The 13,160-nt window shown below is 27.8% G+C and carries 12 protein-coding genes; 11 read left to right on the top strand and 1 reads right to left on the bottom strand.

From position 1 onward, the window contains the following. Positions 1-5 precede the first annotated feature (5 nt). The 9 genes from ACZ5TJ_RS08005 to ACZ5TJ_RS07965 all read left to right on the top strand — a co-directional run bounded on the left by ACZ5TJ_RS08005 (position 6) and on the right by ACZ5TJ_RS07965 (position 9,375). The gene (locus ACZ5TJ_RS08005; RefSeq protein WP_464198593.1) at positions 6-704 is read left to right on the top strand and encodes a response regulator; all 699 of its coding nucleotides are present in this window, start codon (positions 6-8) and stop codon (positions 702-704) included. Positions 705-709: 5 nt separating this feature from the next. Then, positions 710-2,386, top strand: coding sequence for an ATP-binding protein (locus ACZ5TJ_RS08000; protein WP_464198591.1), 1,677 nt, complete (start codon positions 710-712; stop codon positions 2,384-2,386). A 201-nt stretch (positions 2,387-2,587) separates the two neighbouring features. Next, the gene (locus ACZ5TJ_RS07995) at positions 2,588-3,469 is read left to right on the top strand and encodes a phosphate ABC transporter substrate-binding protein (RefSeq protein ID WP_464198589.1); all 882 of its coding nucleotides are present in this window, start codon (positions 2,588-2,590) and stop codon (positions 3,467-3,469) included. A 25-nt stretch (positions 3,470-3,494) separates the two neighbouring features. Then, positions 3,495-4,382, top strand: a complete 888-nt coding sequence (gene pstC / locus ACZ5TJ_RS07990; RefSeq protein WP_464198587.1) for a phosphate ABC transporter permease subunit PstC — start codon at positions 3,495-3,497, stop codon at positions 4,380-4,382. Position 4,383: 1 nt separating this feature from the next. Continuing rightward, a complete protein-coding gene (gene pstA, locus ACZ5TJ_RS07985) occupies positions 4,384-5,268 on the top strand; it encodes a phosphate ABC transporter permease PstA (RefSeq protein ID WP_464198585.1) in 885 nt (294 codons plus the stop codon). A gap of 13 nt (positions 5,269-5,281) precedes the next feature. After that, a complete protein-coding gene (gene pstB / locus ACZ5TJ_RS07980; RefSeq protein ID WP_464198583.1) occupies positions 5,282-6,031 on the top strand; it encodes a phosphate ABC transporter ATP-binding protein PstB in 750 nt (249 codons plus the stop codon). A gap of 20 nt (positions 6,032-6,051) precedes the next feature. Next, positions 6,052-6,708 (top strand): phosphate signaling complex protein PhoU, encoded by a 657-nt coding sequence (gene phoU / locus ACZ5TJ_RS07975; protein WP_045726371.1) that lies wholly within the window; start codon positions 6,052-6,054, stop codon positions 6,706-6,708. A gap of 350 nt (positions 6,709-7,058) precedes the next feature. After that, the gene (der, locus tag ACZ5TJ_RS07970; protein ID WP_464198581.1) at positions 7,059-8,375 is read left to right on the top strand and encodes a ribosome biogenesis GTPase Der; all 1,317 of its coding nucleotides are present in this window, start codon (positions 7,059-7,061) and stop codon (positions 8,373-8,375) included. 1 nt (position 8,376) lies between these two features. Next, positions 8,377-9,375, top strand: coding sequence for an NAD(P)H-dependent glycerol-3-phosphate dehydrogenase (locus ACZ5TJ_RS07965; RefSeq protein ID WP_464198579.1), 999 nt, complete (start codon positions 8,377-8,379; stop codon positions 9,373-9,375). A gap of 36 nt (positions 9,376-9,411) precedes the next feature. Here the strand turns inward: ACZ5TJ_RS07965 and ACZ5TJ_RS07960 are convergent, their stop codons facing one another. Next, positions 9,412-11,145: an Rqc2 family fibronectin-binding protein gene (locus ACZ5TJ_RS07960; RefSeq protein ID WP_464198577.1), complete on the bottom strand. Its 1,734-nt coding sequence runs from the start codon at positions 11,143-11,145 to the stop codon at positions 9,412-9,414. Positions 11,146-11,245: 100 nt separating this feature from the next. On the opposite strand from ACZ5TJ_RS07960, the gene dapF reads away from it, so the two are divergent. Both dapF and ACZ5TJ_RS07950 read left to right on the top strand, forming a co-directional pair. Continuing rightward, entirely contained in the window at positions 11,246-12,064 is an 819-nt protein-coding gene (gene dapF, locus ACZ5TJ_RS07955) for a diaminopimelate epimerase (protein ID WP_464198575.1), read from the top strand. A gap of 18 nt (positions 12,065-12,082) precedes the next feature. After that, positions 12,083-13,096: a hypothetical protein gene (locus ACZ5TJ_RS07950; RefSeq protein WP_464198573.1), complete on the top strand. Its 1,014-nt coding sequence runs from the start codon at positions 12,083-12,085 to the stop codon at positions 13,094-13,096. The last annotated feature ends 64 nt before the right edge of the window (positions 13,097-13,160 follow it).

The raw sequence follows: 13,160 nt of genomic DNA, 5'->3' as shown, positions 1-13,160 counted from the left end.
TAATTTTGGCCGAAGAAAAAATATTAATAGTTGATGATGAAGAACATATATTAGAACTTTTAAAGTTCAACGTAAAAAATGCGGGATATGATGTTATAACTGCAAATAATGGTATTGAGGCTGTAAAATTTGTAAAGTCTGAAAAACCATCTCTTGTGCTTTTAGATTTAATGCTTCCAGGAATGGATGGATATGATGTATGTAAAGAAATAAAAAGAGATAAAGAAACAAAAAATACATCAATAATAATGCTTACAGCAAAAGGGGAAGAACTTGATAAAATATTAGGTCTAGAACTTGGAGCTGATGATTATATAACAAAGCCTTTCTCAGTAAGAGAACTCCTTGCTAGAGTGAAAGCTGTACTTAGACGAAGCTCTATAAATGAGCATGAAAAAGAGGAAGAACAGTATGATAATAATAGACTTAAAGTAGACTTTGAAAGACATGAAGTTTTAATAAATAATGAAAGAATAGATATGACGCTTAAAGAATTTGAGCTTTTAGAAATACTTATAAAAAATAAAGGTAAAATTCTAAAAAGAGAGGTTCTTCTAGATAAAATTTGGGGATATGAATATATTGGCGAAACTAGAACTGTAGATGTCCATATAAGATATTTAAGAAAAAAGATTGAAGAAGATGATAAATCACCAAAACTTATAGAAACTATAAGAGGTGTTGGCTATAGGTTTAATGGGTAAAAAATATGAAAAAGAAAATAGTAACATCCGTAATTATTACCGTAATTTTTGCTTTAGTTATAATAACAACATCTTTTATGGCACTTTCTAGTATTCAAGAAGTAGAAAATACTAAGGGAATCTTAAAACATTATAATGAAATAATATCTAAACTTATAATCAATAATGACTATGATTTTAAAGATTTTAAAATTAATAATACAGAAGTTAGAGTAACTATTATAAATAAATATAATAAAGTTATATATGATACTGCAGATGAAAAAGGTATAGATTATTCAAATAAAGATGAAATAAAACTAGCTAGAGAAAATGATATTGGTTATGTAAATAGAAAAAGTAATGCCCTAAAAAGTGATATGATATATTGTGCGACTAAATTAAAAGATGGTACAATAATAAGAACAGGAGTGCCAGAACCAAGCATAAAAATATTTTATGGAAACAATGTAAAGTTTTATGTAGGTGCTATGATAATTGTATTATTATTATCAATAGCATTAGCACTTAAGCTTGTAAGAATAATAGTGGATCCAGTAAAGCATCTTCAATATGTAACATCAAAAATTGCAAATGGAAATCTTCAAACTAGGGTAAACATGAATTCAAATGATGAACTAGGTCAGCTCGGAAAGACTTTTAATAATATGACAGATCAGCTTCAAAGCAAAATAAATGAAGTTGTAGATAAACAAAATAGATTAGAAGCTATTTTAAAAAGTATGCAAAGTGGAGTTATAGCAGTAGATAATAATGAAGAGATTATAACTATAAATCCATATGCTAAAAGAATTTTTGGAATAACAAGAGATGTTACAGGAGAAAAACTCAAAAATTGTATAGAAGATAAAAATGTTTATGATATTTTTGAAAATGATGATGAAAATGAAGTTGAAGTAAAAATAAAAAAACCTATGAGAAGATTTTTAAAAATAAAAAAAGCTACTGCTATAAATGGGTATAAACAAATAGGCAAAGTTATTGCAATTCAAGACATAACAGAAATGAAAAGGCTTGAAAATATAAGAAGTCAATTTGTTGCAAATGTATCTCATGAGTTAAAAACACCTCTTACATCAATAAAAGGTTTTGCTGAAACTTTAAGATATGTAGATGATGAAAAAACTAAAAATAATTTTTTAGATATAATTGATAAGGAATCAGAACGTCTTACAAGACTTATTAATGATATATTAGTATTATCAAATTTAGAAAGTAACAATATAGAAAAACTTGAAGAATTTGTGCCGGATGATATAGTTTGTGAAGTAATAAATATATTACAAAACCAAGCTATAAAAAAATCAATTAATTTAACGTTTAAAAGTAATAGCAAAAGTTATATATTAGGTCAAAGAGATAAGTTCTTCCAAGTAGCACTTAATATAATTGAAAATGGAATAAAATATTCAAATGAAGGCGATAGTGTAATTGTTACTAGCTATAATGATGATGAAAATTATATATTAAAAGTAAAAGATACTGGTATAGGAATTCCAGAAGAAGATCTTCCAAGAATTTTTGAAAGATTCTATAGAGTTGATAAGGCAAGAAAATCAGGGGGAACAGGTCTTGGGCTTGCTATAGTTAAACATATAGTTAAGAGTTTTGGTGGAGATATAGAAGTTAAATCAGAACTTAATAAAGGTAGTGAATTTGTTTTTAAAATAAAACATCTATAAAAAAGAAGCACAAATTAGTGCTTCTTTTTTATTCCTAATTAATATATAGGTTACATACACAATAATAAATCTGTACAATCAGTGTTAAATTTATTTAACAATATAATAATATAGATTAACTTTAGTATAATAATCACTTAACCTTCAAAAGATATTATAGAATCATAGTCAATTAATAAATATGTGGAGGTTATTAAATTTATGAAGAAGAAAAGTTTTAAAATGTTAATTAGTGCTTTAATGGTAACTATGGTAGGAGGAGTATTTGTAGGTTGTGGAAACTCTAATCAAGGATCAGAAGCTGGAAGCACAATAACTATAAGTGGATCATCAGCCATGCTTCCTTTAATGGAACAATCAATAGAGAAATTTAATGAAATGAAACCAGGAAACACAATAAATGCCCAAGCTGGAGGATCTGGAACTGGATTAACACAAGTGTTAGATGGAACTGTAAATATAGGAAATTCGGATGTATATGCAAAAGATAAGTTAACAGCAGAGCAAGCAAAAGAGTTAGTTGACCATAAAGTAATAGCACAAGGATTTGGAATAGTAGTAAATAAAGAATCAGGAATAACAAACCTTACTAAGGCACAAATAAAAGATATTTTTTCAGGTAAGGTTAAAAACTGGAAAGAAGTTGGTGGAAAGGATATGGAAATACTAGTTATTCATAGACCAGCATCATCAGGAACAAGAGCAACTTTTGTAGAAAAAGTATTAGATGGAAAGAAAGAATTAGAAAATGATTCAATTGGAGCAACTCAAGATAGTAATGGGGCAGTTTTAACTGCTATGAAGAAAAATGGCGGAGCAATAAGTTATGTAGCACTTTCATATATGAATAATGAAGAAGCTAAAAATACATTAAGCTTAGTTTCAATAGATGGAAAGGAAGCAACAGTTCAAAATATTAAAGATGGAAAATATGATTTCTGGTCATGGGGACATATGTACACTAAAGGAGAAGCTAATGGATTAGCAAAAGAATTTATTGATTTTGTAGGAAGTTCAGACAATAAGGAATCAATAGAAAATCTTGGATTAATTCAAGGGAGCGAAATAAAAGAAAATTCATAAATAGTAATGGATAGGAATGAGTAATATGAAGAAAAGAAGTTTCAAAGAAAGGTTTTTAAATGAATATTTAGGAAAAGGGTTTTCTAGTTTTTGTGGAATTTTAATAATAATAATAACATTAGCAATAATATTTTTTATAGGATCAAAAGGAATCCAAATTTTTACTAAAGGAGAATATGGATTAGTTGAATTTTTATTTACTAACAACTGGAATCCATCTGGAAGCCCGGGATCATTTGGAGCTTTTGCCTTCATATTAGGTTCAATCTTAGTATCACTTGGAGCAGTAGTTTTAAGTGCTCCGGTTGCTATTGCGCTTGGTATATTTGTTAATGTTATTTCTAAGAGATTAGGAGAGAAATTAATAAAGCCTGCATTAGAAATATTAGTTGGCATACCATCTGTAGTATATGGATGGGTTGGGGTTTCAGTACTAGTACCATTTATAAAAGATCATTTTGGTGGAGCAGGATTCTCGCTTTTAGCAGGAGTGTTAGTTTTAGCACTTATGATATTACCAACTATAGCAACACTTTCTATAGATGCGATTAAGGGCATTCCAAATGAGCATATAGAAGCATCTTATGGACTTGGAGCTACTAGATGGCAAACAATTAAAAATGTAATAACACCTGGAGCAAAATCAGGGATACTTACAGGAGTTGTACTTGGAGTTGCAAGAGCTTTTGGAGAAGCGTTAGCCGTGCAAATGGTTATAGGTAATGCAGTTAAAATACCAGATGGATTAAATTCATCAGCAGCGACATTAACTAGTATATTAACAATGGATATGGCAAATACAGTAACAGGTTCAGCATGGAATGATGCATTATGGACACTTGCATTAATATTATTAATTATATCATTTATATTTATTTTAATAGTTAGAAAGATAGAAAAAGGAGGAATTTAAAATGGATGCAAAAAAAGTTGATAAGATAGCTACAGTCATTTTATATATAATAAGCTTCTTAGTTGTAGGTATACTTGGAGCATTTATTTTATATATCTTTTATAAAGGAATAGGAATAATAACTCCTTCATTTATCTTTGGAAAACCAAGTATGACAAGTGCAGGTGGAGGTATTGGGCCTCAAATATTTAACTCATTATATATGTTAATAGTATCTCTTATAATAACTGTACCTATTGGTATAGGAGCTGGTATATATTTAGCTGAATATGCAAAAGAAGGATTAGTACTTAGAATAATAAGACTTTCATTAGAAACAACGTCATCACTTCCTTCAATAGTAATAGGTATGTTTGGACTATTAGTATTTGTAAATATGGCAGGGTTTGGTTATTCAATAATTGCAGGAGCATTATCTGTAAGTATATTAAATATACCATCAATGACTAGAATATCTGAAAATGCAATAAGATCTGCATCTTTAAGAGTTAAAGAAGCATCATTAGGACTTGGAGCTAGTAAATGGCAAACTATAAGAAAGGTAACTCTTCCTACAGCTATGAGAGACATATTAACTGGAATAATATTAGCATCAGGAAGAATATTTGGAGAAGCAGCAGCATTCTTATACACAGCTGGACTAAGTTCAGGTGCATTAAATTTCAATCAAATAAGTATTACAGGAAAGGCATCAGCATTTTCTTTATTTAGACCAGCTGAAACTTTAGCTGTTCATATATGGAAGTTAAATTCTGAAGGTATTGTGCCAGATGCTTCAGCAATAGCAAATGGAACAGCAGCTGTACTTATAATAATGGTATTACTTTTTAATGTGATTGCAAAAGTAATTGGAAATAGAATGTTAAAGTCATATAGTGGTGAGTAGGAGGAAGATAGATATGAGTATTATAGAAACTAAAAATTTAAATCTTTATTACGGAACTAATAAAGCACTTAAAAATATAAATATGAAATTTAATAAAAATGAAGTTACAGCATTAATAGGACCATCTGGATGTGGAAAATCAACATTTTTAAGAACAATAAATAGGATGAATGATCTTATAGATAGTGTAAAAATAGAAGGAAAAGTATTATTTGAAGGAAATGACATATTTGATGATTATGATGAAATAATGCTTAGAAAAAGAATAGGAATGGTATTTCAAAAACCAAATCCATTTCCAATGTCTATATATGATAATGTAGCTTATGGGCCAAGAATACATGGAATAAAAGACAAGAAAACATTAGATCAAATAGTAGAAAAAAGTTTAAAAGGTGCAGCACTTTGGGAAGAAACAAAAGATAGACTTAAAAAAAGTGCTATGGGATTATCAGGGGGACAACAACAAAGACTTTGCATTGCAAGAACTCTTGCAGTTTCTCCAGAAGTTATATTAATGGATGAACCAACATCAGCACTTGATCCAATTTCAACAAATAAAGTTGAAGAATTAATAGATGAATTAAAAAAAGATTATACAGTTATAATAGTAACTCATAATATGCAACAAGCAGGAAGAATAGCAGATAAAACTGCATTTTTCTTAAATGGAGAAGTTATAGAATATGGGAAAACGGAAGATATATTCTATAGACCAAAAGATAAAAGAACAGAAGATTATATTACAGGAAGATTTGGTTAATAGATTTTAGGGGTGATTATATGATAAGAGAATCGCAAAAATATAGGACGGATGCTATACAACATAACTTAATAAATATGGCAAACCTTGTTAAAGAACAATTGAAAGATAGTATGAGGGCACTTAAAGAAAGGGATTATGAATTAGCAACTAATACTATTAAAAAGGATGATGAAGTAGACAATCTTCAAAAAGTTATAGAAGAAGAATGTATTAAATTTATAGCAACATCACAGCCTTTAGCTAAAGATTTAAGAAGAGTATTTACTGCATCTAAAATAGTAACAGACCTTGAAAGAATGGCAGACCATGCAGTAGATATATGTAAATTTGCAAAAGAAGCAGAAAATGAAACTTATATAAGTGAAGCAAAAAAGCTTTGGATTATGGAAGATAAAATACAAAATATGATTAGTGAAGCTATGGAAGCTTTTAAAGAAAGAGATGCAGAAAAGGCATATGATATTTGCAAATTAGATGATGAAGTAGATTTATTATATAAGGAAGTATTTAAAGATACAATAAATTATATAAAAAATGATGAAACAAAAGTTGATGTTGGAACAAAGCTTTTATTTGTTAGCAAATATTTAGAGAGAATAGGCGACCATGTAACTAATATATGTGAATGGATTATATTTAGTAAAAATGGTGAATATGTTGATCTTAATGAATAAATTGAAGCCACACTATAAAAATGTGTGGTTTTTATTTATAAAGGATAGTGTGTTTTTAAGCAGATTTATTGACTAACAACATATATTAATGTAATATAACAAAAGGTAGATTAGTTTGTAAAAAATTAATATTACAGAGTAAAATAACATATAAATAGTAAATTTTATTAAAAAGGATTTTTATAAATACTTTTTGGATAAACTATTTAAATATATAATTAGTTCTATAATTACTAATAATTAATATATTAGTTATCTTAATATTTTGGAGGAATTTCGGTATTAAGTACTTAAAGTATAGATTATGTTTTTATAGATAACATATAAATAGGAACAGGAGGAGTAATAATATGGCAAAACCTATTGTTGCAATGGTAGGAAGACCTAATGTTGGTAAATCTACATTATTTAATAGATTAGCAGGAAAGAGAATTTCTATAGTTCAAGATACACCAGGAGTTACAAGAGATAGAGTATATGCAGAAGCTGAATGGTTAACACATACATTCACTATGATAGATACAGGTGGTATAGAACCAGAAAGAAATGATATTATAGTAAAGCAAATGAGAAGACAAGCAAATATAGCAATAGAAACAGCTGACGTTATAGTATTTATCGTTGATGGTAAAGAAGGATTAACACCAGCTGATAGAGAAGTTGCATCTATGCTTAGAAAAAGCAAGAAACCAGTAGTTCTTGTTGTAAATAAAATAGATTCTTTAAAAGAAGAAGACAATGCTTGGGAATTCTATAATTTAGGAATAGGAGATCCTATAACAATATCAGCAGCTCAAGGCTTAGGTCTTGGAGATATGTTAGATAGAGTTGTAGAAAACTTTGATAACTCATATTTAGAAGAGGAAGAAGATGAATATATAAGAATAGCTATGATTGGTAAGCCAAACGTAGGTAAATCATCTCTTATAAATAAACTTTTAGGTGAAGATAGAGTTATAGTATCAGATGTTGCAGGTACAACAAGAGATGCAATTGATTCATATTTAGAACATGGTGATGATAAGTTTATTCTTATAGATACAGCAGGTATTAGAAGAAAGAGCAAAGTTAAAGAAGAAATTGAAAGATATAGTGTAATTAGAACATATGCTGCAATTGAAAGAGCTGATGTTTGTATACTTATGATCGATGCACAAGAAGGTGTAACAGAACAAGATGAAAAGATAATAGGATATGCACATGAACTTAATAAAGCAATAATGGTTGTAGTTAATAAGTGGGATCTTATAGAAAAAGATGATAAAACGTTAGATAAGTATAAAAAAGAATTACAAAGTAAGCTTAAATTCTTAAGTTATGCTCCATATGTCTTCATATCAGCACTTACAGGACAAAGAACACATAAGATTCTTGAAGTTGCAAAGATGTGTTATGACAATTATTCAAAGAGAATATCAACAGGTATTTTAAATGATGTAATAGATAGAGCAGTACTTATGAAAGAACCACCAATAGTTGGTCTTAAGAGACTTAAAATTTATTATGCAACTCAAGTTGCAACAAGACCACCTAAATTCATTTTCTTTGTAAATGATCCAAGTGCAACGCATTTCTCATACCAAAGATACTTAGAAAATCAATTAAGAGAAAGCTTTGATTTTGAAGGAACAGGTATACAAATAGAGTATAGAGAAAGGAAAATGTAAAATGAGTAAAGTAGCATTTATCGGAGGAGGAAGCTTTGGTACAGCCTTAGCAATTCAACTTTGCAAAAAAGGAAATGAGGTAAACATCTTTGATAGAGATATTAATGTTTGTAATGACATTAATATAAACAAAAGAAATGATAAATATATTAAAGACCTAGTAATACCAGAAAAAAATATAAAAGCCTTTAATAATATGGATGAAGCAATTGAAGGAATAGATTATTTAGTTTTAGCTATCCCTTCTCATGTAATAAGAGATGTTACTAAATCATTAAAAGGAAAGATAAATAAAGACGTAGTAGTTATTTCTATAGCAAAAGGAATTGAAGCAGATAGCAATAAAAGATTATCTGAAGTTATAGAAGAAGAACTTCCAGAAAATCCAGTTGTAATATTATCAGGTCCAAGTCATGCGGAAGAAGTTGCAGAACTTATACCAACAACTTTAGTATCAACTTCAAAAAATATGAAGTATGCAGAAAATGTTCAAGAATTATTTATGACAGATAGTCTTAGAATATATACTAATGAAGATATAATTGGAGTTGAAATTGGAGGAGCAGTTAAAAATATTATTGCTCTTGCAGCCGGAGTTGGTGATGGTGTAGGCTATGGTGATAATACTAAGGCTGCACTTATGACTAGAGGAATGAAAGAAATATCAAGAGTTGGTATAGCTCTTGGTGGAAAAGAAGAGACATTCTTTGGGCTTACTGGTATGGGAGACTTAATAGTTACTTGTACATCAATGCATTCTAGAAATAGAAGAGCTGGAATACTTATTGGAAAAGGGTATTCATTAGATGAAGCATTACAAGAAGTTGGAATGATAGTTGAAGGTGTTAAAGCCTGCAGAGCATTCCATGAACTAAATAGCAAAATTGGAGTTAGTATGCCAATAACAGATGCACTTTATAGTGTTTTATTCGAAGGTAAAGACCCAAGAATTGCAGTTAAAGAATTAATGCTTAGAGAAAAGAAAAATGAAACTCATTAAAATAAAGCAACCAAAAAAATTTTGGTTGCTTTTTTATTATAATTTTTTTATATCAAGTTTTGATAAGTTTTTAGGTTCAGCAAGCATTGACCAGTTAGTATGATATATTACCATGCCAGGTTTTGCTCCGTTTGGTTTCTTTAAGTTCTTAACTAGTGTATAGTCTATAGGAACTTTTGATGTATTTTTGGCCTTACTATAATAAGCTGCAAGTACAGCTGCTTCTTCAATAGTCTTATCAGGAAGCTCTGTTGAACATATAATTACGTGAGACCCTGGCATATCTTTTGCGTGCATCCAAATGTAATTTTTATTTGCAAACTTTAAGCTTAAGTGATCATTTTGTAAATTGTTTTTACCTACATATATGTCAATTCCTTCTGATGATACAAAGTGAAGAGGTTTTGATTTACTTTTTTTCTTTAAAGAAGATTTTTTAAATCTTAAATATCCAGTTTCCATAAGTTCTTTTTTTATTTCTTCAATTTCATCATAAGATTCAGCATTTAATATATTTGTTAAAACTGAATTTAAGTATTCAAGTTCCATTTCATTTTTTTCAAGTTGAATATAAGCCTCTTCTTCAGCCTTTTTTAATTTATTATATTTTTTATAATAAATTTGAATATTTTCAGAAGGAGTTTTATTAGGATTTATTTTGATTTCTACATTTTCTAAATTTTCATCATAAAAGTTTTGAACAACAACAGATGAATCACCTTTTTTAAAGCTATAAACATATGAAGTTAATAGATCTCCATTAACTTTATAAAAATCTTTTTTAGAACAATCTTCTAATGTGTTATTTAAAATTTTCTCTTTTTTATTACATCTTTCAATATTTGTATGAATAAGCTTTTGAAGATCTTGTGACCTAGAATGAAGTCTTTCCTGTTTATCTCTCATATAGTAGAATTCATCTAACATTTCTGATGGATTATTATAATGTAATTTTGTATATTTTTCATCAAAAGTTTTAAAATCTAATGAATGAAAATCTTTAAAGATTCCATTATTATCTACATATATATAGAAGGAAGGGTTATTTTTTATATTTTCGAATAAATTTGTAACAAATTTGTATAACCTTTCTTCTTCCTTTAAGTTATAATTAAAATTGGAAAGATTGAAATATAGTTCTTTAGATAGAGGTTTACTAATTCCAGTAAAGTTTTTAAAGAAGAAATTTTCATCAATTGTATTATTATAATCTTTTATAGCATTTATTAATTCATCTTTTGAAAAATTAAATGGATTAAGCTTTAAAGATTCTGGTGGATAAACGTAAGTAACACCGGGATATAAAACTCTAAAACTATTTATATCAGGTGTTATATGTTTGATGGATTCCATAACCTTCATATCTCTTTCTCTAACAAGAGTTATATTTGAGTGTCTTCCCATTATTTCAACTATTAGAGAGTATTTACTATCAAAACCAAGTTCATCTCTAGAAGAAATGTGAAGTGTTACAATTCTATCATTTGATTTTTGAGTAACATCGGTTATTATTCCAGATACTAAATATTTTCTAAGAACCATTAAATAAAGTGGCGCTTTAAGTGGGTTTTCTTTTTGCATATTTGTTATATGCATTCTAGAAAATTGTGATGAAGCTGAGATAAGGAGTTTGAAGTTTGTTCTATTTTTTCTTAAACTTAAAATTATTTCATCCTTTTCAGGTTGGTTGATTTTATCTATTTTAGAATCTACTAAATACTCTTTTAAATCAGTAATTAAATTATTTAAAAATATACCATCTAGTGCCAAATATATCATCCTTTCGTTTGTATAATTTAAGGATAGTATAACACTAAATAAAGGCAACAATCAATTTAATATATAAAGATTAGTCACAGGAGGAATTATTATGAAGTTTACTAAAATGCAAGGAATAGGTAATGATTTTATTTTTATAGAAGATTTTGAAAACAATATGTTAGATAATGAAATTGAAATTGCAAAAAAAGTATGTGATAGACACTATGGAATTGGTGCTGATGGATTAATAGTAATTAGAAGAGGGAACAATTCTAATATGAAAATGACTATTATAAACAGCGACGGTTCAAGAGCAAATATGTGTGGAAATGCTATTAGATGTTTTGGTAGATATATATATGATAAAGGATATGTAAAAACTAAAAATTTTGATGTAGAGACTGACGATGGAGTTAAAGAAATAACTTTAATAGAGGGAAATAACAAAATATCAGGTGCTAGAGTATATATGGGTAAACCGTCTTTTGAAGCTTCTGATATACCTTTAGTTGAAATTGATAAATTAATAAATAAGGAAGTTGAAATAGATGATAAAAAATATAAATTAACAACATTATTAGTAGGGGTACCTCATACTATAATAGTAAAAGAAGATAGAGATTTTGATGTTAAAGAAGGTGCTTTAATAGAGAAATTTAAATATTTTAAAGAAGGAACAAATGTTAATTTTGCAGAAGTAGTAGATAGAAAACATATAAATGTAAAGACATGGGAAAGAGGAGCTGGTGCTACTTTAGCTTGTGGGACTGGTACATGTGCAACTGTATATGCACTTAATATGTTTGATTTAGTAGATGATACAGTTGAGGCAACACTTCCAGGAGGAAAGCTTACTATCGAAATAAGAGAAGAAGGTATATATATGATAGGTAATGCAGAATATATTTGTAAAGGTGAAATTTTATAAGTAAAAAGAGGGACTAGAATGAATGTTTTAAAGAAAAGACAAATATATATATTAATTGTTTTAAGTTTTTCATTTATTCTAACGGCATGTGGTCAAAATAAAATTTCTAATACAGGAATTACAACAGGTAATGTAGATCAATTAGAAGTACAAAATGGGGCAGTGTTAGTAGAAGAAAAGGGAGAATATAAAAATTTAAATTTATCAGATGGTAAATATACTTCAATAAAAAATAATAAGAATTCTATAGTAGCTTTTAATAAAGAAAGTGGCAATTATATTTTTATTAAAGATGGTAAACATTATGTTTATTATAAGGGTAAAGATATAGAAATAGAAGATGATAATTATAGTAATATAAAATTATCAAATAATGGAGAATATTTATCATATATGTCTTACAATAATGGATATTCTTTAAAAGTAATATCATTAAAAGATAATATAGAAGTTAAGATTAATTCTAAAGTAGCTATATCAGGAAATTTATATAGTTGGTTTGATGGTAATACTTTAGTATATTATGGAATATCAGATGATGGAGTAAATGGAATATTTACTTATGATGTAAAGACGAATAAAGAAGAACTTCTATATAAATTAGAAGGTGGATATGTTGAATTTTTAAAAAGTGATAATAATGAAATATTTATATTTCAACAAACAGCAAATGATGAAACGCTGCTAAAAGTTATAAATAAGGAAAATAAGAAAGTTAAAGAGATATCAGATAAATTTAAGGAAGTTAAAGATATAGTAAATCTTAATAATAATTACTATGTAATTGGAACTGCAATAGCAGATAATCCTTCAGTTTATAAAATTAAAGATAAATCTTACGAAAGATTAGTATATTCTTTCCCAAGCAAAATAGATATAGATAAAGGATTATCTATAAGTGAAAATAATGGGCTATTATTTATAGGAAGTAACGATTCTTTAAAAGAAGAAAATGTATTTTCGTATAAAGATGACACTGTATCTATATTAACAAATAAATCAGGTGAGTATAATTTTATATCAATAAATTAAAAGTCTTGAATAATTCAAGGCTTTTTTTTATGATTTTTTATTTTGATGTATATTATTTTGAAAA

The sequence above is a fragment of the Clostridium budayi genome, from assembly GCF_055396605.1.
The sequence above is the reverse complement of the archived record's forward strand: the minus strand, read 5'-3'. Positions and strand labels throughout refer to the sequence as shown.